Origin of the sequence: Henriciella sp. (assembly GCF_049649345.1) — a bacterium.
Taxonomy (GTDB): Bacteria; Pseudomonadota; Alphaproteobacteria; order Caulobacterales; family Hyphomonadaceae; genus Henriciella.
The window spans coordinates 1-23889 of the sequence record NZ_JBARZC010000400.1; the positions used below are offsets into that span (position 1 = coordinate 1).

A 23889-nucleotide genomic window follows, 5' to 3' on the forward strand; every position below is an offset into this window, starting at 1 on the left:
CCTCGATACAATCTGCGCAATAGACGGCGCCCGGCTCGCCGAGCCCGGCGAATTTACCCGTCGCGCGTTCGAGAATGGCCGGCTTGATCTCGTGGAAGCAGAAGGTGTTGCGGATCTGATCGACGCAGAAACTCGCGCGCAGAAATCTCTGGCCCTGGATCAGCTCGATGGCCGGCTATCGGCTCAATATGCTGAGTGGCGTGCGGGTCTCGTTGAGGCGCTGGCATTGCTAGAGGTGAGCATCGATTTTCCAGATGAAGACGACGCGCCGGACGAGACCTCTTCGCCCGTCACCGAATCCCTTCTTGCCATCGCGACATCGCTCAAAGCCGCCCTTCGGGATGATGAAGTAGGGGAAAGAATCCGCGACGGCTTCCGCATCGCGATCATCGGCCCACCAAATGCCGGAAAATCATCCGTTCTGAACCGTCTTGCCCGGCGTGAAGCTGCAATAGTCTCGGGCATACCGGGCACAACGCGCGATGTCGTTGAAGTCCGCCTCAAACTCGGCGGCCAGATCGTCTGGATCGCCGATACGGCAGGACTCCGCGACGCCTCAGATGCCCTCGAAGCGGAAGGTATCCGCCGCGCGCGCGATAGGGCTGAACAAGCCGATCTCAGACTTCACCTTCGGGCCGCCGACGAGATTACGCCGTTTGAGGATGTCCGGCCCGGCGATCTGAAAGTCGTCAACAAGACGGACCTGGCGACGGGTCACGCTGTTGAAAGCGACGCGCTCGCGATTTCCACGGTGACGGGGAAGGGATTTGAAGCGCTGGAAGCACGTCTCGCAGAGATTATTTCTGCGCGTGCGAATATCGGTCAGGCCCCGCTGATCACGCGGAAGCGCCATCGCAAGAGCCTTGAAACGTCATTCTTTCACGTGGAACAGGCGCTGGAACTGCTGGAACGGGGTGGCGGTGCGGAACTTGTCGCAGAAGATGTTCGCCTGGCCGCGCGCCAGCTCTCATCGCTTGTCGGGGAAATCGGCGTTGAGGAAATACTCGGGGCGGTCTTCTCCTCTTTCTGTATCGGCAAATGACTCCAGACCCTGTGTTTCACGGGAAACATGATGTATAGGGCGCCCTCACAGGAATTTACGAGGACGAGCCCAAATGCCAGACGCATTTGATTTCGATGTTATTGTCGTGGGCGGCGGCCATGCTGGCTGCGAAGCCGCGGCTGCGTCTGCGCGCGTGGGCGTGCGCACAGCGCTGATCACGCACAAGCTCTCAACCATAGGCGAAATGTCCTGTAATCCGGCGATTGGCGGCCTCGGAAAAGGGCATCTCGTCCGCGAGATCGATGCGCTGGACGGATTGATGGGTCGAATAGCGGACAAGGCCGGGATCCAGTTCCGTCTTCTCAATCGGTCGAAAGGCCCGGCCGTACGCGGGCCGCGCGCGCAAATCGATCGCAAGCTTTATCGCGACGCGATGCAGGGTGAATTGGCCGATTATGACAGTCTAACGCTCATCGAGGATGGCGTGGAAGACCTGGTCATACGGGACGGTAAGACCGCTGGTGTCATAGGCCTGACCGGTCAGACCTATCGGGCCAAAGCTGTCGTCATTACTACAGGTACGTTTCTAAAAGGGGTCATACATAGGGGGGACGAGCGTATTGAGGCCGGGCGGATCGGCGAGAAACCAGCTATCGGTCTGTCTGACCGGTTATACCAGCTCGACCTACCCATGGGCCGTTTGAAGACGGGAACACCGGCTCGCCTCGATGGGCGGACGATTGACTGGGAAAAACTGGAAATGCAGCCCGCCGATGAGGTGCCGGTTCCTTTTTCCTTTGCGAATGAGAGGGTCGGCGTGCCGCAGGTCGCATGCGGCATTACGTTCACGAATGAGCGAACCCACGCCATCATCGCTGAAAATCTCAACAAATCGGCGGTCTATTCCGGCGCAATTGCCGGACGCGGGCCGCGCTATTGCCCCTCGATCGAAGACAAGGTGCATCGTTTCGCTGACAAGACGCGGCATCAGATCTTCCTGGAGCCGGAAGGGCTCGACGATCACACCGTTTATCCAAATGGGATTTCGACATCGCTCCCAACCGATGTTCAGGAAGCCTTTATCCGAACGATTGAAGGCTTGAAGCAAGTCGAGATCCTCGTGCCCGGCTACGCGATTGAATATGACTATGTTGATCCTCGCGCCCTGACCCATGGCCTCGAAGTCAAAAAACTGCCGGGGCTGTTCCTTGCCGGCCAAATCAACGGAACCACGGGCTACGAAGAAGCGGGTGCCCAGGGTCTGGTTGCGGGACTGAATGCGGCGAGGCGCAGTTCTGGAAAAGACGCTGCGCGATTTGATCGCGCTGATGCCTATATCGGTGTGCTTATCGATGACCTGGTGACACAGGGCGTCACAGAACCCTATCGGATGTTTACGTCGCGCGCTGAATATCGTCTGGCATTGCGCTCCGACAATGCCGATCAGCGCCTCACACCGGCCGGAATCGAGCTTGGCCTGGTCAAAGAGGATCGAGCATCAATGTTTCACGTGAAACATCACAGTCTGGAATCCGGACGAAAGCTTCTACAATCGCGGACATTGACGCCAAATGAAGCGGCGAAGCGCGGGTGGAAGGTCAACCAGGATGGCCAGAAGCGCTCGGCCTGGGCCTATTTGGCGTACCCAGATATCGAATTTGCCGATTTGAGCGCCGCCTTCCCGGATCTGGACGATATAAGTCCCGATACTGCAGACCAGCTATCCATTGAAGCAACCTATGCAGGTTATGTCGATCGTCAGAAGGCCGACGTCGAAGCCCTTCGTCGGGACGAGGCGTTGGCCATCCCCCCTGATATGGACTTTTCAAGTGTTGGCGGGCTGTCAAATGAGGTTCGATCCAAACTTGAGACCGTGCGTCCCGCGACGATCGGACAGGCCTCGCGGATTGAGGGCGTAACGCCGGGAGCTTTGATCGCCCTCTTGTCGCATGTGAAAAGACGGCGCGCGACGCGCAAGGCTGGCTAAGGGCGTGACGGAAGCCGAAGCCAGAAGTGCGATAAGCGAACTCAATGTTTCACGTGAAACATTCGCGCTGCTTGAGCGCTATATCTCCATTCTTAATGAATGGCGCTCCAGGATTAACCTGATTGGGCCGCGTGAGTTCGACCAGATCTGGTCGAGACATGTCTATGATTGCGTCCAATTGCTGCCCCTCATTGACGATGGGGCGACAAGCGTCGACCTTGGGACGGGTGCGGGCTTCCCGGGGCTTGTCCTTGCGTGCCACGCGAAATCATCGGGCGGCGCCGTGACGCTTGTCGAATCGGTCGGCAAAAAGTGCGCTTTTCTCGCGGACGTGGTTTCAAAGCTGCAATTGCCGGCCCGCATCGAAAACAGGCGTGTGGAATCAACCGAGGCGCAGAAGGCTGATTTTGTTACAGCGCGCGCCTTCGCCCCCCTGCCAAAACTCCTTGATTACGCCGAACCCTGGTTGAGCGGCGGAGCGACGGGCCTCTTTTTCAAAGGCGAACGCTGGCGAGAAGAATTGACGCAAGCCGAAGAATGCTGGACTCTCTCTTATGAAGCGATTCCGAGTCGCACGAGCGAGGCTGGGGTCATCTTGAAAATCACGGAGGCCGCACGTGTCTGATTCTTCAACGCGTATTCTCGCTATCGCCAATCAAAAAGGCGGCGTGGGCAAGACAACCACTTCGATCAATCTCGGCACGGCGCTTGCCGCCGTGGGGCGGAGGGTTCTGGTCGTGGATTTCGACGCGCAGGGCAATGCCTCGACCGGCCTCGGCATCATGCGCGCAGACAGGCGTCTTACGAGTTATGATGTTGTCGTTGACCGCGTGCCGCTGGAGCAGGCCGTTCTGACGACGCTCGTGCCGCGGCTCGAGATTGTTCCTGGCGATGAAAACCTCTCCGGCGTCGAGACTGAACTTGCCGAAGATCCCCGCCGGTCTTACAGATTGCGCGAATCGATCCGGGACTATGTCGAGCGCGTCGCGCACGATCCTGACAAGCGCTATGACTTCATCCTGATTGATTGTCCGCCATCGCTGTCTTCGCTGACGATCAATGCGATGACGGCCGCCGATGCTCTGCTCGTGCCGCTCCAATGTGAATTCCTCGAGCTTGAGGGGCTTAGCCAATTGCTTCGCACCGTCGAGGTCGTCCGGTCGGGTCTTAATCCAGAGCTCGATATACAGGGCGTTGTTCTCACCATGTATGACAAGCGCAACAATCTGTCCGACCAGGTCGCCGATGAGGTCCGCGCTGTGCTTGGTAACAAGGTCTACAAGACGGTGATCCCGCGCAATGTTCGCCTGTCCGAAGCGCCAAGTTTTGGCAAACCCGCGCTTCTCTATGATTACAGATGCCCGGGCAGCGAAGCCTATATCCGTCTCGCCTCAGAAATGCTCCAGCGTGAGCGTGCCAGGGTAGCAGCATAATGGCGGCCGATCCGAAACCGAAACCGAGCCGGCTCGGACGCGGTCTGTCGGCCCTGATCGGAGAAGTCGAGGGCGCAGCCCCCTATGAAGAATCGCCCGATGGCCCGCCAAAGACGGACAGCTCGACAATCGACCTCAAGGATATCCGGCCCAATCCGCAGCAGCCGCGGCGGCATTTTTCGGAATCCGAGCTCGCCGAGCTGGCAGAATCGATCAAGTCCAAGGGTGTGCTTCAGGCTATTCTGGTGCGGCCGGATCCGAAAGAGTCCGGCAAATATCAGATTGTAGCAGGTGAACGCCGCTGGCGCGCGGCCAAGCAGGCCGGCCTGAAGGAGATTCCTGCAACCATCCGCAATATGGATGAGCTGGAACTGCTCGAGATTGGTATTATCGAGAACGTGCAGCGGACCGATCTCAATCCGATCGAGGAAGCGGAAGCTTACGGCGCGCTGATGAAGCGGTTTGGGCGGACCCAGGAAGGCCTGGCTGAAAGCGTCGGCAAAAGCCGGGCTCACATCGCGAATACACTCCGGCTTTTGAACCTCTCAGAAACGGCGCGCACGCATCTCCGCGAGGGCCGTATTTCGGCCGGACATGCGCGCGCAGCTCTTGGGGCGCCTGACCCTGATGCTGTAGTAGCTATTACAGTACAGAAGGGATTGAACGTCCGCGATGTGGAGAAACTCGTCAAGTCATCCAAGGATGATGGCTCGATCGAGGCGGTGGCAAAACGCGTCAACGCGAATGATAAGGATGTCGACACCGAGGCGCTTGAATCGGACCTTGCCCGCGCGCTCGGCCTGTCGGTGGATATTCGCCACAAATCGACGGGGGGCGAGCTCAGGATCAAGTATCGCGACCTCGAACAGCTCGATGATCTTTGCCGCAAGCTTACCGCGAAGCGGTCATCCTAGAACGCTGCGCGGCTGACCGGATCACCTGAAGCAGGAAAACCCTTACCGCAGCGTCCGCTGCCGGACCGTGCAGTTTGGCCTGAAGTTCAAGGTCATGGACCGCGGCGATCAATTTCGCCAGTGAAGCCGCCGACCAGCGATCAAGCCGCGATCTGAAGGCCGGCCATTCATTCTGCCAGATGGGCGGCCGCAGCTTGCGGCCGATATCGCCGCCGGTTCCGAGCAGGCCCCGCGCCTGAAGAAGGCGCTTCGCCTCCATCTCGAAAATCCGCAAGATGCTGATCGCCGATGTTCCGACTTCGGCGACCCGGTCATATTCGGCAAGACAAAGCGACGCGTTTCCGTCAAAGGCGGCCTGAACCATTGTGCGGACTGAATTCTCCGCATCGGTCTGGCTTAGCGCATGAAGGTCGGCGAGCGAGATCGGGCGGTCCAGCTTGTGTCCGTAGAGGGCAAGCTTTTCGGTCTCCTGATTGGCAAGACCACGATGGCCAGGGAGTAAGGCAACAAAGCTGTCGAGCGCATCCGGGTCGATCGCCCCGCCGAGATCCTCGATCCGGGATGCGACCAGCGTGCGAAGGTTGTCGGACGTGTCGGCAAAGACATGAATGGCTGCGGCTGATTTCGACGCTTCAATCCCTGTACGGAGTTTCGATCGCGTATTGAGCCCCGTGCTCTGGACAATCAACCGGTTGGCAAAGGGGGCGCCGCGCTGATCGGCGGCCTCAACCAGCGCCAGGATCGGCTTCGCGATCTTCTCGCCGGATGTGCGGACACGGACGATATCGAGATCTCCGAGAAGGGATGCGGTTTCCACCCGGTCGCCAAGAAGGTGCGGTTCGCGGCGGATATCATCGTCATCAATCGTGATGACCTTGGCTGCGCCACCGGTCTGTTTGGTCCAACCCGAAATTGCCTGATCTGCAGTATCTGCGACGACGCCATCGTCATCGCCGAAGACCAGAACACACCAGACCTGGTCTGCGGGCTTGCGCAGGAAGGAAGAGACCTGACCGCCCTTCAGGATCATTGCATCTGCTGAACCTGAATTCTCAGATTGTCCGTTATGCGGCGTGCGAGCTCGCTCATTGCACGCTCTGAGGCATCTATCTGAGCCGACACATCTGTGTACGGTGTATTGGTGGCCGCATACGGAATCTGGACAGCGGCATCGCCGGTTATCGCGCCGCTTTCGGTTTCGAGCACATAGGTGCCGGTCGCATTGAGGAAGGATCGGGAGACAGCGCCGTCGCGCTGAAGGGCTGCGCGTGTCAGTTGTTCATCGACGGTCACTGTCAAGAAAGCGGGCTCATCAAGGCCGGGCAGGCCGGTCGTCAGCGACTCGATCAGGCTGCGCCGCAGCGTATAGCCAGACCGGCCCGGTATCTCCGCGATCGTGATGTTCTGGCCTTCGACCACGCCATTAAAGTCAGCCCCGGCATAGAGCGGGCGGAAGCCGCAAGCCGAGAGCGCGGAGACGACCGCAGCAAGGAGAATGAAACGTATCATGTGGCTACGATATTCACGATCCGGCCCGGGACGACAATAACTTTCTTGATTTCCTTGCCAGCCAGAAAACCCGCAACCTCGTCGCTCGCGAGCGCCAGTTTCTCGATGTCGGCCGGCGCGGCGTTCGTCTCGACGGCGATTTCGCCGCGTCGCTTGCCATTCACCTGGATCGGCAGGGTAATCGTGTTTTCCACCATGATTTCAGGGTCTGCGATGGGCCAGGCCGCATTGGCCATGAAGCCTTCCCCGTCGAGTGCCTGCCAGCATTCTTCTGCCAGATGCGGCATGAACGGGGTCAGGCAGATGGCGAGACGGCGGGCGCTTTCACGGCGCGTTGCGGCGGTTTCCTCTGCATCATTCTCTGCCTTTTTGAGCGTATTGACCCAGTCATGGCAGGCCGCGATGGCGGCATTGAAGCGAAATTCGCGAATCGCCTTGTCGATAGCGTCGCCGGTGCGGTGCGAATATTTGATCAGCGGCGTGACTTCATCCATTGGCTCGGATGAGGGCGCGTCTTCAAGGCTGGCGAAGATCGCCCAAACCCGCTGAACAAAGCGGCCTGCGCCTTCGACGCCCGCCTGCGTCCACTCAACATCGCGTTCTGGCGGGCTGTCGGAAAGGACAAACCAGCGGGCAGTGTCTGCGCCATAGGTCGCGATGATCTCGTCGGGGTCGACCACATTCTTCTTCGACTTCGACATCTTCTCGATCGAGCCGACTGTAATGGGCCGGCCTGTGGCGGTCTCGACCCAGGCGCCGTCCTGCTTCGCGATCTCCGCGGGTTCGATCCATTTGCCGTCTTCGGTCTTGTAGGTCTCGTGGGTGACCATGCCTTGCGTGAACAGGCCCGAGAAAGGCTCACCAGATGGCAGATCCAGTTCGCCGACATCGCGCAGCGCGCGGGCAAAGAAGCGCGAATAGAGCAGGTGGAGCACGGCATGCTCGACGCCGCCGACATACTGGTCGACCGGCAGCCAATAGGCGCGCTCTTCAGGATCGGCCGGGCTCGCGAAACGGGCATAATACCAGGAGGAATCGACAAAAGTGTCGAGCGTATCGGTCTCGCGCACCGCATCCTTGCCGCAGCCGGGACAGCTTGTGTGCTTCCAGCTCGGATGATGCGCGAGCGGATTGCCCGGCTTGTCGAAGCTCACATCTTCAGGAAGCGTCACAGGCAGATCGGATTCCGGGACAGGCACTGCGCCGCACGCGTCGCAATGGATAATCGGTATCGGGCAGCCCCAATAGCGCTGGCGCGAAACGCCCCAGTCCCGCAGGCGATAATTCACTGTGCCCTGGCCAAGCTCCATCGCTTCGATCTTTGAGGTGGCTGCTGACTTTGCTTCGTCAATGGGGAGCCCATTGAGGAAGTCACTGTTGAAAATCTTGCCGGGGCCGACATAGGCTTCATGGGCGACATCAAAGGCGTCCGCTGATTCATCGGGCGGCAGGACGACCGGCGTGACGTTCAGATCATATTTGCGGGCGAAATCGAGGTCGCGCTGGTCATGCGCGGGGCAGCCAAAGATGGCGCCGGTGCCATAGCCCATGAGAACGAAGTTTGCCGTCCAGACAGGCAGGGTGCGGCCCGGCTCGAACGGGTGTTCGACGCGCAGCCCCGTATCGAGACCGATTTTTTCGGCTTTCTCGATGGCTTCTTCGCTCGTGCCGACACGGGCACAGGCGGCGCGGAAATCAGCGATCGCCTTGTTCTTCTCGGCAAGTTCGATGGTCAGCGGATGGTCCGGCGAAAGCGCAATGAAACTTGCGCCAAACAGCGTGTCCGGCCGCGTCGTGAATATCTCGATGCCGTCTGAACAGCCGGCCGGCGCCTCACCCTCGAAGGGAAAGCGCATCTGCAGGCCTTCGGACCGTCCGATCCAGTTTTCCTGCATGATCCGGACTTTTTCCGGCCAGTCCTTCAGCGTCTTGATGCCTTCAATGAGATCATCGGCATAGTGCGTGATCTTGAAGAACCACTGGGTCAGCTCGCGCTGTTCAACAGGCGCGCCTGTGCGCCAGCCCTTGCCGTCGATCACCTGTTCATTGGCGAGGACTGTGTTGTCGACCGGGTCCCAGTTCACGCGGCTCGCCTTGCGATAGGCGAGCCCAGCATCGAGCAGTTTCAGAAAGAGGCGCTGTTGCTCGCCATAATAGGCCTCGTCGCAGGTCGCGAATTCGCGGCTCCAGTCGAGGGTCAGGCCGAGCTTTGCGAACTGCGCCTTCATCGCCTCGATATTCTTGTAGGTCCATTTGCCGGGATGCACGCCGCGCTCGATCGCAGCGTTTTCTGCTGGGAGGCCGAATGCGTCCCAGCCCATCGGGTGGAGAACATTGTAGCCATGGGCGCGGCGGTGGCGGGCAACAACATCGCCCATCGCATAATTGCGCACGTGTCCCATATGCAGCCGCCCTGAGGGGTAGGGAAACATTTCGAGGACATAGGCTTTTGGCGCATCGCCGGCTTCGGCGGGCGATTTTGCCTTGTAGATGTCCGCATCGGCCCAGGCCTTGCGCCAGCGGGCTTCCGCGGTTTGCGGGTCATAGCGAGACGTCACGCGTCCCTCCTGCAATGTGTATTGTCGAGTTGGTCTAGCCGAGTTCGGACGATTTCAGAACGCGGGCGCGCGTCAAAATCGCATTTTCGAGCTGCATCCCTGTTTCGGCGTCAACATCGGCATCTGTCCAGACACCGTCCTGCTGCACCTGGCGGAAGACAGTCACTTTCACACCATCGGCCCGTAGTCGCGAATCGAGGATATAGATCGTCGCGCGGATGCGTTCGCCTTCGGCGCTCTCGAAGCTTTTCCAGTCATAATTGATGATGCCGCCAACCGGATCGGCTGTCTGCAGCGGAAGGGTGTCCATCGTATCAAGGCTTGCGCGCCAGAGATACGGGTTCACGCCGCCCTGAAAGTCTTCCACAACGTTGATGTCGGCAGTCTTGCTGCCGCCAAAAATGCAGCCGCTCATCGCCAGCGTTCCGGCAAGTGCAGCAATGATCTGTATTGAAGCCTTCATAATCACGATCCTGTGGGCAATATCTTCTTTATCAAAGGCCTGTATATCACTTGCGACCCGTCGGGCCAGTGCCGTTATGCTTATGGCCGGACACAGAATGTGTGGGAGTGCTTCTTGAAACCGACAACCCTGATAATCCTCACGCTTGCCGCGGGTGCCGCCAGCCCGGCCTTCGCCCAGTCTTCGCCTCTGGAGTATGAGTCCTCAGTCGAAGCAGTGACGGTGATTTCGGCGGTTCACGAGGCGCGCGGCGGGGTCGACAATGAGGCCCTGCTTTATGAGGTGTCGCTTGACAATCGCGTGGAGAAAGTCCTCGCCAGCGGGTTGCAGGTCAGCGGGCGCCTTACCCTTCGCGGCCAGCGAGACCATCCCTTGAGACCCGGATTTCTAGGGGATTTCGACGCCGGGAATAATCCAACGGGCGCCTATTCCGGCCTGTCCTCCAGCGCACCGGGCGATGAGACCGGCGCACGTGGCTCTGTCGAAGCGGCCTATATCGAGTTTGATGGCGGGTATGGCGAGGCCCGGATCGGACGCGACCGCGGCGTCGCTTCGCGTTTCTACGAAGGCGCGCCCTCCGCTCTCAGCCACGCACGACTTAACAATCCCTATCTCGACCCGAACGGCATCAAGACGATCCGCACCAATCATGATCTAACCGGCCCGTCTGCTAAGCTCAGCTATGCTAGCCCACGTATTCTGGGCTTGCGCGTTGGCGGATCCTATACGCCAGACATGGAAGCCGAAGGGCTGGACAGACAATCGGGACCGACAGACATCTCCAATGCGTTCGAGGTTGCGGCCAATCTCTCGCGCCGGCTCAATCAGTTCGACACGCGTGTCCAGGCGTCGCTGGCCTGGTCTACTGCGGATGTCGAGGCACCGCTGGGCGCAGCGCAGGACGGTGTCGAGACGGTGTCGACCGGCCTCAGCTTCGAGTTTCCGGCCTTTACGCTTGGCGGGTCATGGCTGTCATCTGACAATGGGTTTGAATTTGGTGATTATGAAGCCTGGGAAATCGGGGCAGGATTTGACGTTGGCGAGACCGAGTTGTCCTTGAATTACGGGGAATCGAGTGATGATCTTGTCTCGCAATCCTCGAAGGCTATCAGCGTCGCCGCTGCGCGCGAAATCACAGACGAGCTGAAGCTCGCGCTTGCCTATCAGGATGAGGAAGTGGAAACAGCGGGTGGCACGCGTTCCGGCGCCGGTTTTGTTGTAGAAATCACACTTTCGTCTGATTTTTTGGAGATAAGTAGAAATTAAGCTTCTATTAAGCGGTTGGAGCGCTTAATTGGGTATCAGGACACATCATGCGCTACATTCTTGCAACCTCCTTTGCGATCGCAACGCTCTCGGCCCTTCCGGCCGTGGCGCAGTCGACTCCAATCGAGCTGTCGGCGCCGACCATGTCCGAAACCGACAAGGCAGAGCCGGACTGGTATCGCCAGTTCACGCTGAGCTCGCCCTCGGATGAAGCGCCAATCTGGCAGACCCAGCCAAGCAAGCAGGTCAAGCTCGCCTTTGTGAAAGGCGACAAGTGGCAGCTTTCTGTGGATCTGACATCGCGTCCCGATGATTCGCCGCTTGCCAAGGAAGAGATGCGCGCCGGCGCAGAATTCCGCATCACGCCGCGCATCAGTGTTGGCGGTACGCTGAGCGTCGGCTCGAACGATATCGACCAGACCTTCCAGCAGTTTGAGGGCGAAGAGATCGAGGCGGGTATCCGTCTGCGCTCTGCTTTCAAATTCTAGGGCGGCCCAACTCTTAAAACTTCAAATCCTGAGACGCTGGCAAAGCCGGCCAGTCTGCTTGTGCGCTCGACATTGTCTGCGCTAACCCCGCCAAGCCCGTAGACCGGGAGCGGTGTGGCCGCTTGCAGCCGGGCGAGACGCGTCAGACCCATGGGCGCGCCGGATGAGGGGCTGGCCGAGGCGAAGACCGTGGAGGCGATAACACCGTCCATGCCGAGCTGTTCGGCACGCCTGACTTCGCGCAAGGAATGCACGCTCATCGTGTTGACCGGAAAATAGGATGCGAGGCGGCGGGCTTCCGCCTGAAGTCTTGCAGGCCAGTGCACACCGTCAGCGTCGAGCACCCGGGCCAGCTCAGCATCTGCGCCGATAAGACAGATGCGCCCTGCCCGCTTGCAGATCGCAGCTATATCGCCTGCCTCGCTGATCGCGTCTGGCCGTCCCATATGGCGGATAATGACACCGATGCCCGCAGGAAGGCCTTTGACGATGTCTATTGGCGCGTTGACCCGAGCCGGGTCTGTCATGAAAAAACCGGCGGGCATCCAGGGCGGCATGTGGGTCTGCGCGATACGGGCCGCGTTTTCGAACTTGCGCGATGCGTTTGCTCTATGCTTCATCGCCGTCATGAGTAGCACCGACCTTACCGACCAGATAGCGGCCGCCCGCGAAAACATACGCCGCCGGCTCAAGGCGAGCGCAGACCATGAGGTGGAGCTGATCGCTGTCTCCAAGCGCCAGCCTGACGAACGCCTGCAGGCGGCGCTTGATTGCGGCCAGCGCGTCTTCGGCGAGAATCGCGTGCAGGAAGCCCAGGACCATTGGGCCACCCGCCGGGAGATTGAGGGGCTGAAACTACATCTCATCGGCCCGCTGCAGAGCAAGAAGTCCGAAGATGCGGTGGCGCTGTTTGATGTGATCGAGACCGTCGACCGGCCCAAGATCGTGCGCACCTTGAGCGAAGCAGCCGACAAACTTGATCGCTATCCCGACCTGTTCATTCAGGTGAATACAGGCGAGGAGCCGCAGAAATCAGGGGTGACACCCGCCGAAGCCCCTGCGCTTATCGAGCAGGTTCGCCAGATGTATAAAGGCCGACTGCTTGGCCTGATGTGCATACCCCCGCTCGAAGAACCGGCAGGGCCGCACTTTGCGCTTCTCGCGAAAATCGCGCAGGAGAATGAACTCGATGATCTTTCAATGGGGATGAGTGCGGATTACGAACTAGGCGCGCGGTTTGGCGCGACACATGTGCGCGTTGGCAGCGCATTTTTTGGCGAACGCCAGGACTAGTCGCCGATTTCGAGCACACTGCCCGGCCCACAGTGCTTCAGAACGTCCTGCATGTCTTGCAGCTTTAGCGCGATACAGCCTTCAGTATCTTCATAGTTTTCGCGGGCCAGATGCATGAAGATGGCGCTCCCCTTGCCGGGCATGACCGGGTTTTGATTGTGGCTGAGTTCAATTACGATATCGTAGACATGATCCTCGCGCCACATGCGCTCATGGCTTGCCGGATAAGGCAGTAGAACGGGCCGGTTGTACAACGGGTCCGAAGCGTCATCGCACCATCCATCTTCTGGACTTAAGGGTATTGTGGGAAAGCCTGTCTCGGGACGGGCGACGCGGTCGGCGCGCCAGTAGATGCGAAGTATTTTCCAGCGGCCGATCGGTGAGCCGCCATCGCCTTCCGTCTTGTCGGCCTGCGGCACCAGCCCGCCCCTGCCGATGGCGCAGTCAAATTCGAGACCGTCGCCCCGGAACTTGCGATCTGACCCTGCTTTGAAATGTGCCGCCACGGCCTCGCTCCCAAAAATGTGATAGACAGGTTATCGGAAACACAGGTGAACTTGCGCTGCAACTTCCTTATTGAGCGATCCAACCGAGAGTGGAGACTTGGATGATCAGCCAGAAGACAATCTTATTGGTCGACGATGATGAGGAGCTGCGCGGCGCTTTGGCCGAACAGTTCGACCTGCATGATGGCTTTGAAACCCAGCAGGCCTCCGGCGGGGTCCAGGCCCTCGAGATTGCCGAAGCAGAGCGGCTGGACCTGATCCTGCTCGACATAGATATGCCGGACATGGATGGCCGCGAGACCTGCAAACTGATGCGCTCTCGCGGGGTTCGCGCACCGATCATCATGCTGACAGGCCAGGACGGCGACGCCGATACGATTCTCGGTCTTGAATCGGGGGCCAATGATTATGTCACCAAGCCTTTCCGGTTTTCGGTGCTGCTGGCACGGGTGCGCGCGCATCTCAGAAGTTTCGAACAGAGCGAAGACGCCACCTTCATGCTCGGGCCATATGAGTTTCACCCGGCCATGAAGCTGCTGGTGCGCGAGGATGAGCGCAAGATCCGCCTCACCGAAAAAGAGACCAATATCCTGAAATATCTCTACCGTGCCGGCGGAAAGGCCGTGCCACGCGACGAACTTCTTTCAGAGGTGTGGGGCTATAATGCAGCGGTGACGACGCACACGCTCGAAACCCATGTCTACCGTCTGCGCCAGAAGATCGAGCCTGACCCGTCCAATGCGCGCCTGTTGCTGACTGAAACCGGTGGTTACCGGCTGCAGGCCAGCTAGGCTCGTTTGAAGCTCGCGCTGATCGGGGCGTGATCGGATGGTTTCCAGCCGCCGCGCCAGGCGAGATGGATTTTGTAGCTGGTCAGATCCGCAAGCCCCATTGCGCTGTCATTCGCCCAGATATGATCGAGCCGCCGGCCGCGGTTGGACGCCGCCCAGTCCTTGGCGCGGTAGGACCACCAGGTGTAGAGCTTCTGGTCGTCATCATGGCACTCGCGGGCAATGTCATGAAAGCCGCCCATCTGGCGCGCCTTTTCCAGCGCGTCCGTCTCTACTGGCGTGTGGGAGACGATCTTAAGCAGTTGCTTGTGCGACCAGACATCGTTCTCGTGCGGCGCGACATTGAGATCCCCGACCACGATCCTCGGCGTGTTATCCGCTTTCAGCCGCGCATAGTCGCGCGACATGCAGGCCAGGAAGTCGAGCTTGTGGGCGAATTTCGGGTTGGTCTCCGGGTCCGGCTCGTCGCCGCCCGCGGGCAGGTAGATATTGTGAACCTCGAACCCCTCGATCCGGGCTGTCTGGACCCGGGCATGGCCTTCGCGGCAGAGAGGCGGGGCCTCGCCCGGCTCGATCGGATGGCGGGAAATCATAGCCACGCCGTGATGGCCGCCCGATTGGCCGAGGACCTGGAAGTGCTTGTAGCCCATGGAGGCGAACGGCTTTTCCGGAAACTCCGCCGTCTGGCACTTGATCTCCTGCAGGCAGACCACGTCAGGCGCTTCCGCCTTCAGGAATTCCTGGATATTTGGCGCCCGCAGGCGAACCGAATTGATGTTCCAGCTGGTGATCTTGAAGGGGGAATTAGGCATCGGACGGCCTTAGCCGCGCCGACCTTGGGGGTCAACGCGGCCAGACAGTCAGCTTGTTCGGGGCTTGCAGGCGGCTAGTCTGTCGCGAGCGGCTCGAATTTGAGCTTCGAGACCTGCAGCGTCACCGTGCCGATCTTGTCGGTATCGGCCTGGATCTTCACAGGCATAACGGTGCCATTTGGCAGAGGTGCCATATACATCTTGAGCGGGCCATCAATGCCGGTCAGCGTGTCCTTGTTGGCTTCGCCTTTCTTGTAGCCTGCGACCTTGTCCATGGTCACGTGGCATTCATAGGCATCGCCCTTATACCCGTCTGTGCGGACTTTCTTGAGGCCGGCATTCTCGAAATGGAGATGGGTCAGCTGGCGGCCATCGAAAATCTTCATCGGCCCGCCGCAAGGATTTTCGCCTGCAGGGCGCGGCATGAAACCATGGCCGATAAAGGCAGTCAGCGGATCGGACGCGTCGAGCTTCTGAGGCGGCGTTGCAGCCGGATCGCCGAGATTGCCGAAGGCCGGGTTTGCCGTCATGGCGACATCGCTGGACCCATAGGTCATTTCCACGCGGCGGTTCTTCTTGCCGTCATGGTTCTGCGAGACATAGGCATAGGGCTGGAGATGATCGTCGCGGACATAGCCGGAAGAGGCGAGATCCATATCGTAGTTGACGAGAATGTCGGCCAGGCCTGTCGTTTTCACCTTACCCTTGATGGAATAGGTGTCAGGCTTCAGTTCGGCGCGGAAGTTGGCCTTGCCCGTGATCGGGATGAACAGCGCCCAGGCGGTTGCCTTCACTTCATAGGTGAGTTTCATCGGGTCGCCTGCCTTGATCGAGGCGAGCGGTGTATCGGCCGGGGCTGTATCAGCCACCGAAACGCCGCCAGCGGCAAGCGCAATGAGACTGGTTGCAGCAATCAGCTTCTTCATGGTTCAGATATCCTTTGATGAGCCATTTACCGGATCGGGTATATATGTGCCTTCCAGAATGGAGGCTGAATAGCCCTGCCCTTGCTTTGCCACGATTAAATCACTGTTGTGCCATGTGGTGAAGGCTGTCCTTACGCGGTTGACGGATCATGATCGTGCGCGTATGAGCCGCGCTTCGGTTTCAGTTAAACACTAAATATGCGAGCGCCCCATGGCACGCGAATGCGAACTCTCTGGCATCAAGCCGATCGTCGGCCACAAAGTCAGCCACTCGAACGTCAAGTCCAAGCGCCGGTTCCTGCCGAACCTGGTCAACGTCACGCTGCGGTCCGAATCTCTCGGCCAGTCCTATTCCATGCGGATTGCAGCCAAGACGCTGCGCACCGTGGACAAGCATGGCGGCCTCGACGGCTACCTCGCCAAGGCGAAAGACGAAAAGCTCTCGCCAAAGGCGCTGAAGATCAAGCGTGACATTGCAAAGCAGGCTGAAGAAGCCGCTGCTGCTTAAGCAACGTCAATCTTTCTGAATTGAGAAATGCGCTCCACCGGGGCGCATTTTTTTTGCCTTTTCTTCAGGCCCCGCATTACAAGACGCCTGACACCCACCCGAGGACACTGCTCATGAAATGGTTTCCTGCCGCCCTGCTCGTGCTTGCGCTTTCAGCCTGCGATACGACGGGGCCTGCCCCCGCGCCAGCAGACCGCGACGGTGAAGACAAGGCCGGACGCATGACCATCTATACGGGCGGCACAATCTATACCGGCCTTGAAGATCCCAAAACGGTGGAGGCTGTTCTCGTCAACGAAGCAGGCCGGATTGTCGGCACCGCGCCGCCGCTCTCGCAGGACTGGTCGGAGGGCGAGGTTGCCCTCATCGATCTCGACGGCGCGGTGATGTTTCCAGGCTTCACGGACAGCCATGCGCATCTTCTCGGCATTGGCCAGAGAGAGCTTTCGCTCGACCTGACCGGCACAGCGTCGATCGAGCAGCTCGTGGCGCGGATAGAGAAAGAGGCCGAAGGGCTTGGCGATGACGCTATGATTGTCGGCCGCGGCTGGATCGAGACGGGTTGGCCGGAAGGCCGCATGCCGACAGCCGCCGACCTCGATACAGCGATCGGCGACAGGATCGTCATTCTGCAGCGCGCCGATGGCCATGCGCTTGTCGCAAGCTCTGCGGCTCTTGAGGCGGCCGGCATTGGCTCCGACACGCCCGACGTGCCTGGCGGCAAGATCGAGCGGGACGCTGACGGAAACGCGACGGGCATCATTATCGACGCCGCGATGCAACCGATCTGGGCCTTGGTCGCGAAGCCGAGCGAGGAAGAAATCCGCCGCGCCTATGCAGAAGGGGCAAATGTGTACGCCTCTCGCGGCTGGACGGGCCTGCACAATATGAGCGTGCCGCGCGATCATGCTGCGCTCATGGCGGATCTCGATGATCAGCGGAAGCTGCCGGTCCGCATCTACAATGCCTTCAACGAAAACGGCTTCGACATTGCGTCGGGCCGCAGTTTCGAAACAGACACGATCACCAACCGCGCGGTAAAACTGTATATGGACGGCGCGCTAGGCTCGCGCGGGGCGCTCCTGATCGAGCCTTATGCCGACCGGCCGGACACAAGCGGGCTCGCGCTTCTTGAGCCGGATGGCCTGCAGAGGCTGATGATGAAAGCCGATGAGCAGGAGGTGCAGCTGGCCATCCACGCCATCGGTGATCTTGCCAATCAGCGCATTCTCGATACCTATGAGGCGCTCGGCTACGGCGCAGACAAGCGCTGGCGTGTCGAGCATACGCAGATCGTCAATCCAGCTGATATTCCACGCATTGCAGAGCTTGGCCTGATCGCCTCGATGCAACCCTCGCACGCGATTGGCGACCTGAAGTTTGCGCCGGACCGTCTGGGCTATGACCGCCTGGACGGCGCCTATGCCTGGCAGGCCCTGCTTGATGCGGGCGCTGTGATTGCGGGCGGGTCCGATGCGCCTGTTGAAGTTGGGTCGCCTTTGATCGAGTTTTATGCCGCTGTGGCCCGCAAGGATCTCGATGGCGAAGCCGGCGAAGGCTGGCACCCGGAACAGGCCCTCTCTCGCGAAGATGCGCTTGCACTTTTCACCTCGTCGGCGGCCTTTGCGGCCTTCCAGGAAGACACGCTCGGCACGATCGAAGCTGGCAAGATCGCAGATTTTACAGTCTTCGACCGCGACCTGATGACCGTTCCGGAAGAGGAGATTCTTCTGGCAAAGCCGGTGATGACAGTTGTTCAGGGCGAAATTGTCTGGCAGGCGAGCGAATAAACTTTACCTTGGGTCGCACTAGTCGCATCGCAATCGCGTGCTAGAACCCCACCTGAAAGACTGACCTACGATTTTTTCGGAGACGAGAGACTATGAGCCTGACCCGCGATACCGATGCTCTGAACGGCCTTGAGCCCACCGAGAAGATCAAGGTGCGCGATGTGTTCGGCATTGAGAGCGACATGGTCGTCCATGGCTTCAAGGACAAAACCGAATACGTCCCCGAGATTGATGAATCCTACCGGTTTGACCCTCAGACGACGATGGCGATCCTGGCAGGCTTCGAGCACAATCGCCGTGTCATGGTCCAGGGCTATCACGGCACCGGCAAGTCGACCCATATCGAGCAGGTCGCCGCGCGCCTCAACTGGCCGACGATCCGGATCAACCTCGACAGCCATGTCAGCCGGATCGACATGGTCGGCAAGGATGCGATCGTTCTCAAAGAAGGCGTGCAGGTCACCGAGTTTCGCGAGGGCATCCTGCCATGGGCGCTGCAGCGGCCGGTCGCGATCGCGTTTGACGAATATGATGCCGGCCGCCCCGATGTGATGTTCGTGATCCAGCGCGTGCTCGAAGCCTCCGGCCGCCTGACCCTGCTTGACCAGAACCGGGTGATCGACCCCAATCCCTATTTCCGCCTGTTCGCGACGACGAATACGGTCGGTCTCGGCGATACAACGGGCCTCTACCACGGCACACAGCAGCTCAACCAGGGCCAGATGGACCGCTGGAGCATCGTCACTACGCTGAACTATCTCGAACATGATGCCGAGGTGGAGATTGTCTCGACCAAGGCGACCGATCTCGACAAGGACCTGTTGTCCAAGATGGTACGCCTCGCCGATCTGACGCGGAACGCCTTCATGAACGGCGATATCTCTACCGTGATGAGCCCGCGGACCGTGATCACCTGGGCGGAGAATTACAAGATTTTCGGCGATCTCGGCCACTCCTTCCGGATGACCTTCCTCAACAAGTGCGATGAACTCGAGCGTCCTCTTGTCGCCGAGATGTATCAGCGCTGCTTCGATGAGGAACTGCCCGAAAGCGCGCTCATGGTGCGGGTGGCCTGACCTTAAAGCCTGAGAGGGCTTTCTTTCCCCTGCGATCGCTCTTCGCATCTGCGAAGTCGCACGTTATGTGAGTATGATGGCCAAGACCGACGACACGCCTTTCGAACTCTTCAAGCAGGCGCTTGCGACCACCGCCAAGGCGATGAGCCAGTCGCGCGATGTCGAAACCTCGTTCACGGCTGAGGCCGGACGGGCCGAAGATGGTCGTCTGGTCCTGCAGACCCCGCCGCGCGAACTGTCGCCCGCGCAAGCCGCCCGTGCCCGCGGCGAGGCCGATGCCCTCGCCCTCCGTATGGCGCATCATGACGCGGCCTCTCATATGAAGGATCGCCCCGGCGGCGAGGTGGCGCGTCAGGTCTATGAAGCCGCCGAGCGCGCCCGGATCGAATCCATCGGCGCACGCGCCATGGACGGCACGGCGCGCAATCTCGATGCAGCACTGTCGGCGCGGTGCGAGAAGGCTGGCTATACCCGCATGCAGGACCGCACTGATGCGCCGATCGCGCCGGCGGTCGAATTTCTTCTGCGCGAAAAGCTGACAGGCCGTCCGCTTCCGCCCGAGGCTGAAGGCATCGCTTCGATCTGGCGCGAGGAAGTCAATTCCCGCGGCGCCGATACGCTGGATAAACTCGTCGACCAGCTCAGCGATCAGCGCCTGTTTGCAAAGACCGTGCAGCAGCTCATCAAGGATCTCACCGAAGGCGACGAAGCCGGCGACGACACTGAAGACGACAGCGAGAGCGAAGAGGACAGCGAACAGGACGAGCAGTCGGCGTCCAGTGACGACCCTGATGCTGGCGACGAGACCGATGGCAGCTCCATGGAAGACATGGAGGCCGGCGAAAGCGACGATGTCGAAGGCGAGGAGACGAATGTCAGCGTCGATGCGGACGCTGAGGCTGAAGGCGATGATGACGTCGACGAGACCGATGATGGCTCCAAGCCGCTGCGGCCCAATTACCGCGACGGGGACGACAAGCCTGAGTTTGTCTACCGCACCTTCACCAAGGCGCATGACGAGATCGCCAATGCCCTCGATTTATGCGACCCCGAGGAGCTAGCCCGCCTGCGCGCTTATCTCGACCATCAGCTGCAATCACTGCAGGGCGCAGTATCCAAGCTTGCCAACAAGCTGCAGCGCCGCCTGATGGCGCAGCAGAACCGGTCCTGGTCCTTCGACCTGGAAGAAGGCGTGCTCGATACCGCCCGCCTCACCCGTGTCATCACGGACCCGACCGCGCCTCTTTCGTTCAAGCAGGAAGATGACAGCGAATTCCGCGACACCGTCGTGTCCCTGCTGCTCGACAATTCAGGCTCGATGCGCGGGCGCCCGATCATGGTTGCGGCCCTCTGCGCTGATATCCTCGCCCGCACGCTGGAGCGCTGCGGGGTAAAGGTCGAAATACTCGGCTTCACGACCAAGGCCTGGAAGGGCGGTCTGTCGCGTGAGGACTGGGTGAAAGCGAACAAGCCGGCAGGTCCAGGCCGCCTCAATGATCTGCGCCACATCATCTACAAATCAGCCGATGCCCCGTGGCGCCGCGCGCGGCGCAATCTCGGCCTGATGATGCGCGAGGGGCTGCTGAAAGAGAATATCGACGGCGAGGCCTTGCTCTGGGCGCACGAGCGCCTGCTGGGCCGGCCTGAACAGCGCAAGATACTGATGGTGATCTCGGACGGCGCGCCGGTCGATGATTCCACCCTGTCAGTGAATGTCGGCAATTATCTCGAGCGCCACTTGCGCCAGGTCATCGCCGAGATCGAAGGCCGCAGCCCTGTCGAATTGATTGCCATCGGCATCGGCCACGACGTGACCCGCTATTATCGACGCGCCGTGACCATTGTCGACGCCGAACAGCTTGGCGGCGCGATGACTGAACAGCTCGCCAGCCTGTTTGACGAGAAAGGCAATGCGCCCGAACCCTCCGCCATGGCTGTCCCGCCCCTGCGCGGTGACAGCCGCAGTTTCTCGAGCGGTGTCTCGGCTACAGGCTCCGGCGGGCCGCGTTATGGCAGCCGGATCGGGGAGCGCGACGTCAAGACAACGAGTTTTCAGGACATTGCCCGCAAAGCGTCAAAATCCTGAGGCACACCACGCCTGACGAGAGCGAGAGGTAGTCGGGATGAAGCTGGCATCGACAATTATGTGTGCGTCCCTGCTGTTGGCTGGCGCGGGATGCCGCGGATCGGTCAGCGAGCCTGTGGCCTCGGCGCCCGATGCCGTCCTCTGGTCCTTCGCAGACAGATCTGCGGCGCTCAAAGACGCCTCCTGCCCCGACGGCGCAGGGCGCGGCTATGAACTGTCCACCCTGATCACGGTCGACCCCGTCCCGCTGGGCGAGGCGAGCGAGGTGTCTGACGCGCTGAAAGGGATGGCGTTCAGGGGCGGCTGGGCGCTGTCTGCGCCGCTTGCCTCTTTCGGCGGGCTGTCCGGTCTGGATGTCTTGCCGGGTGGAGACTTGCTGGCTGTCTCGGACAGCGGGTCCTTTGTCCAGATCGGCTTCGACCAGCAAGCGGTCCAGCCGACAGGGCAGGCCACGATTGCGTTCATGCAGGACGCCGAGGGCACCATCGTGTCGGGCAAGGAAAATGCCGATGCCGAGGGGCTGGCCTATCGCGACGGGCTTGCTCTGGTCAGTTTTGAGCGCAATCACCGCGTCCTGGCGTTCGATTACGCCGCCTGCGGGTCGAATGCGCGGGGCATTGAAGTTGCGAGTATAGATTCGCGCCCCGAAACGCTCGGCCGGTCGATCCGCGGCAATGCCGGCGCTGAAGCGCTGACCCTGGATGGCGACGCGCTGATGCTCGGCCTGGAGACGGTCGCTCGCGGGGCCGGCCCGACAGCCATGGTCGACGAGAATGGGCAGGCGCGCTTTGACCAGAAGAGCTGGCTTGAGACAAAGGGCGTGCCGCTGGTTGGCATGGATGCCACGCCGGACGCCCTGTTCAGCCTGCAGCGCGCTTATAACCCGCTGACGGGAAACACGATCTATGTCCGCCACACCGATGCTGCCGGAACCCGGCTCCTCGCCAAACTCGAAAAGCCGCTGGCGGTCGACAACTTCGAAGGCATCGCCGTCGAGACAATTGAGGGGAGCACGCGAATCTTCCTGATCGCGGACGATAATTTCAGCGACGATCAGCGCACGCTTCTATTCGTCTTTGAGCTGAACTCCCAGAAGTTGGATTAGCGCGCCCACATGCGGATCAGATTGGAAACCGTTTTGTCGAGGACGAGTTTCTGCTCGCGCGCGCTCTTGGGAAGCGCTTCGCGGACACCTTCCAGATCAAACAGGATTTCGCGCTCGTCGGCGCGCTGGATGCGGCTTTCGATCCAGCCGACGCAGGCGAGACGGACGCCCGATGTCACCGGTTTGACCTCATGGATCGACCCGGAGGGGTAGAGGATCAGGGAGCCGGCCTTCGGTTTGGCAGCGAAATCCCCGGCCGCCGTCACCAGAGAAAGCTCACCGCCCTCATAGATGTCTGGATCACTGAGAAACAGCGTGAAGGAGAGGTCGGTGCGCATCTTGCGGGAGTCTGCCGTCATCAGTGCATTGTCGACATGGTGTCCGTAATGCCCGCCATCCTGAGTTCGGCTAAGAAGCAGACGGGAAAAGCGCTTCGGCCGCGCTATGGATTTTACCGCCAAGTTTGAAGAGATGGCGTTCAGCAGAAACTCGTGAAGCCCCTGGCCGAGCTCTGACTTCATGTCGGCCTGAAGGTTTTCCTTCACGCTGCGCGCCGAACGCCCCGCTGTTGACCGGCCATCGCGCCAGTCGAGGCTGCCCGCTTTTTGCCGGACGCGCTCGACATCTTCGGCCGTCAGAATGTCTGGTATGGTAAGGAACATCTGCTTCGCTATTGAGTTTGAGAATTATTCGCATTATGCGTTTTGCACAGAATTGTCACCCCCTGCGCGTCGGAGTTTCGCAATGTCATTTACACCCCGCAATCTTGTCCGTCTCGGACTAACCGCTGCCCTGCTCAGCACAACCTCGCTTGCCGCCTGCGGCGGCGAAGGCGGAGAGGCCGGTGAAGGCGAAGGGGGCGAGGCGGCTTTTGTCGGCCAGTCCGGCGAGAGCGCGGCCTATGCGGGAGAAGGCGGCGAAGGGGAAGGCGGAGAGGGCGAAGGCGGCGAAGCTGGCGCGCACAGCCCTGAAACCATGCCGATCCAGAACCGGCTCGCCTTCATGCGCGGCCATGTCGAGGCCGGTCTGGCGCTTTACCGCGCCGACGCGCCGGAACAGGCTGCAAAACACCTGCTTCACCCTGTATCCGAGACCCACGCCGCCGAACGCGAAGGCCTCGATGATCTCGGATTCGATGGCGAGCTTTTCGTCAGCATCTCTGATGCCCTTGGGGCTGGAACCGAGTCGGCAGAGATCGAAGACGATCTTGAGAGCGCTGAAGAAAACCTCACCATGCTCGCCGATACGGTCGGCGGCCCGAGCAAGGACATCCTCAATTTCCTGCTCGATACAACGCTCGAAGAATACCGCGTCGGCGTCTCAGGCGGCGAGATCGTCAATGCAGGCGAGTATGCAGACGCTTTCGGCTTTGTGA

At 60.2% G+C, this 23889-nt stretch carries 24 protein-coding genes; 15 read left to right on the plus strand and 9 right to left on the minus strand.

Features of this window, described 5'->3' with window-relative positions; all coding sequences use genetic code 11:
• The 5 genes from mnmE to WA989_RS11020 form a co-directional block, all read left to right on the plus strand.
• On the plus strand, positions 1-1042 hold a 1042-nt coding region (gene mnmE, locus WA989_RS11000), incomplete at its 5' end, for a tRNA uridine-5-carboxymethylaminomethyl(34) synthesis GTPase MnmE (protein ID WP_424340545.1).
• 73 nt (positions 1043-1115) lie between these two features.
• Complete coding sequence (mnmG, locus tag WA989_RS11005) at positions 1116-2990, plus strand: tRNA uridine-5-carboxymethylaminomethyl(34) synthesis enzyme MnmG (RefSeq protein ID WP_424340546.1); 1875 nt, start codon at positions 1116-1118, stop codon at positions 2988-2990.
• A 4-nt stretch (positions 2991-2994) separates the two neighbouring features.
• On the plus strand, positions 2995-3615 hold the full coding sequence (gene rsmG / locus WA989_RS11010; protein WP_424340547.1) for a 16S rRNA (guanine(527)-N(7))-methyltransferase RsmG: 621 nt from the start codon (positions 2995-2997) through the stop codon (positions 3613-3615).
• Positions 3608-4423 carry a ParA family protein gene (locus tag WA989_RS11015; protein ID WP_424340548.1) on the plus strand — a complete coding sequence of 272 codons (816 nt, stop codon included), beginning with the start codon at positions 3608-3610 and terminating at the stop codon, positions 4421-4423. The genes rsmG and WA989_RS11015 overlap by 8 nt, the downstream gene beginning before the upstream one ends.
• Positions 4423-5337, plus strand: coding sequence for a ParB/RepB/Spo0J family partition protein (locus WA989_RS11020; RefSeq protein WP_424340549.1), 915 nt, complete (start codon positions 4423-4425; stop codon positions 5335-5337). Before WA989_RS11015 ends, WA989_RS11020 begins: the two co-directional genes overlap by 1 nt.
• On the opposite strand, the gene holA is transcribed toward WA989_RS11020, so the two are convergent.
• From holA to WA989_RS11040, 4 genes are read right to left on the minus strand one after another with little or no spacing between them, the layout of a single operon-like run.
• On the minus strand, positions 5315-6367 hold the full coding sequence (holA, locus tag WA989_RS11025; protein ID WP_424340550.1) for a DNA polymerase III subunit delta: 1053 nt from the start codon (positions 6365-6367) through the stop codon (positions 5315-5317). The two genes, WA989_RS11020 and holA, sit on opposite strands and share 23 nt — an antisense overlap.
• A complete protein-coding gene (locus WA989_RS11030) occupies positions 6364-6846 on the minus strand; it encodes a hypothetical protein (RefSeq protein WP_424340551.1) in 483 nt (160 codons plus the stop codon). The genes holA and WA989_RS11030 overlap by 4 nt, the downstream gene beginning before the upstream one ends.
• Positions 6843-9404 carry a leucine--tRNA ligase gene (gene leuS, locus WA989_RS11035; RefSeq protein ID WP_424340552.1) on the minus strand — a complete coding sequence of 854 codons (2562 nt, stop codon included), beginning with the start codon at positions 9402-9404 and terminating at the stop codon, positions 6843-6845. The genes WA989_RS11030 and leuS overlap by 4 nt, the downstream gene beginning before the upstream one ends.
• A gap of 34 nt (positions 9405-9438) precedes the next feature.
• Positions 9439-9867, minus strand: a complete 429-nt coding sequence (locus WA989_RS11040; protein WP_424340553.1) for a DUF3576 domain-containing protein — start codon at positions 9865-9867, stop codon at positions 9439-9441.
• Positions 9868-9981: 114 nt separating this feature from the next.
• On the opposite strand from WA989_RS11040, the gene WA989_RS11045 reads away from it, so the two are divergent.
• Complete coding sequence (locus WA989_RS11045; RefSeq protein ID WP_424340554.1) at positions 9982-11133, plus strand: porin; 1152 nt, start codon at positions 9982-9984, stop codon at positions 11131-11133.
• A 47-nt stretch (positions 11134-11180) separates the two neighbouring features.
• Positions 11181-11621 carry an NtrZ family periplasmic regulatory protein gene (locus tag WA989_RS11050; protein ID WP_424340555.1) on the plus strand — a complete coding sequence of 147 codons (441 nt, stop codon included), beginning with the start codon at positions 11181-11183 and terminating at the stop codon, positions 11619-11621.
• Here the strand turns inward: WA989_RS11050 and WA989_RS11055 are convergent.
• Positions 11618-12241 carry a thiamine phosphate synthase gene (locus WA989_RS11055; protein WP_424340556.1) on the minus strand — a complete coding sequence of 208 codons (624 nt, stop codon included), beginning with the start codon at positions 12239-12241 and terminating at the stop codon, positions 11618-11620. The two genes, WA989_RS11050 and WA989_RS11055, sit on opposite strands and share 4 nt — an antisense overlap.
• A gap of 7 nt (positions 12242-12248) precedes the next feature.
• Here WA989_RS11055 and WA989_RS11060 point away from each other — a divergent pair, with 7 nt between their 5' ends.
• Positions 12249-12914, plus strand: a complete 666-nt coding sequence (locus WA989_RS11060) for a YggS family pyridoxal phosphate-dependent enzyme (RefSeq protein ID WP_424340557.1) — start codon at positions 12249-12251, stop codon at positions 12912-12914.
• Here WA989_RS11060 and WA989_RS11065 read toward each other — a convergent pair.
• Entirely contained in the window at positions 12911-13420 is a 510-nt protein-coding gene (locus tag WA989_RS11065; RefSeq protein ID WP_424340558.1) for a L,D-transpeptidase family protein, read from the minus strand. The genes WA989_RS11060 and WA989_RS11065 overlap by 4 nt on opposite strands.
• Positions 13421-13521: 101 nt before the next feature.
• Between WA989_RS11065 and WA989_RS11070 the strand changes: the two genes are divergently transcribed.
• The gene (locus WA989_RS11070; protein ID WP_424340559.1) at positions 13522-14211 is read left to right on the plus strand and encodes a response regulator transcription factor; all 690 of its coding nucleotides are present in this window, start codon (positions 13522-13524) and stop codon (positions 14209-14211) included.
• On the opposite strand, the gene WA989_RS11075 is transcribed toward WA989_RS11070, so the two are convergent.
• Positions 14208-15023, minus strand: a complete 816-nt coding sequence (locus tag WA989_RS11075; protein WP_424340560.1) for an exodeoxyribonuclease III — start codon at positions 15021-15023, stop codon at positions 14208-14210. The genes WA989_RS11070 and WA989_RS11075 overlap by 4 nt on opposite strands.
• 74 nt (positions 15024-15097) lie before the next feature.
• On the minus strand, positions 15098-15949 hold the full coding sequence (locus WA989_RS11080; RefSeq protein ID WP_424340561.1) for a DUF3108 domain-containing protein: 852 nt from the start codon (positions 15947-15949) through the stop codon (positions 15098-15100).
• 211 nt (positions 15950-16160) lie between these two features.
• On the opposite strand from WA989_RS11080, the gene rpmB reads away from it, so the two are divergent.
• The 5 genes from rpmB (at position 16161) to WA989_RS11105 (ending at position 22514) form a co-directional block, all read left to right on the plus strand.
• Positions 16161-16457, plus strand: a complete 297-nt coding sequence (gene rpmB / locus WA989_RS11085) for a 50S ribosomal protein L28 (RefSeq protein ID WP_424340562.1) — start codon at positions 16161-16163, stop codon at positions 16455-16457.
• Between the two features lie 113 nt (positions 16458-16570).
• Positions 16571-18247, plus strand: coding sequence for an amidohydrolase (locus WA989_RS11090; RefSeq protein ID WP_424340563.1), 1677 nt, complete (start codon positions 16571-16573; stop codon positions 18245-18247).
• 92 nt (positions 18248-18339) lie between these two features.
• Entirely contained in the window at positions 18340-19323 is a 984-nt protein-coding gene (gene cobS, locus WA989_RS11095; RefSeq protein ID WP_424340564.1) for a cobaltochelatase subunit CobS, read from the plus strand.
• Between the two features lie 76 nt (positions 19324-19399).
• On the plus strand, positions 19400-21409 hold the full coding sequence (gene cobT, locus WA989_RS11100; RefSeq protein ID WP_424340565.1) for a cobaltochelatase subunit CobT: 2010 nt from the start codon (positions 19400-19402) through the stop codon (positions 21407-21409).
• 37 nt (positions 21410-21446) lie between these two features.
• Entirely contained in the window at positions 21447-22514 is a 1068-nt protein-coding gene (locus tag WA989_RS11105) for an esterase-like activity of phytase family protein (RefSeq protein WP_424340566.1), read from the plus strand.
• Here WA989_RS11105 and WA989_RS11110 read toward each other — a convergent pair.
• Entirely contained in the window at positions 22511-23176 is a 666-nt protein-coding gene (locus WA989_RS11110) for a Fe2+-dependent dioxygenase (RefSeq protein WP_424340567.1), read from the minus strand. The genes WA989_RS11105 and WA989_RS11110 overlap by 4 nt on opposite strands.
• A gap of 82 nt (positions 23177-23258) precedes the next feature.
• On the opposite strand from WA989_RS11110, the gene WA989_RS11115 reads away from it, so the two are divergent.
• Positions 23259-23889: hypothetical protein (locus tag WA989_RS11115; protein WP_424340568.1), on the plus strand; the 631-nt coding region annotated here is incomplete at its 3' end.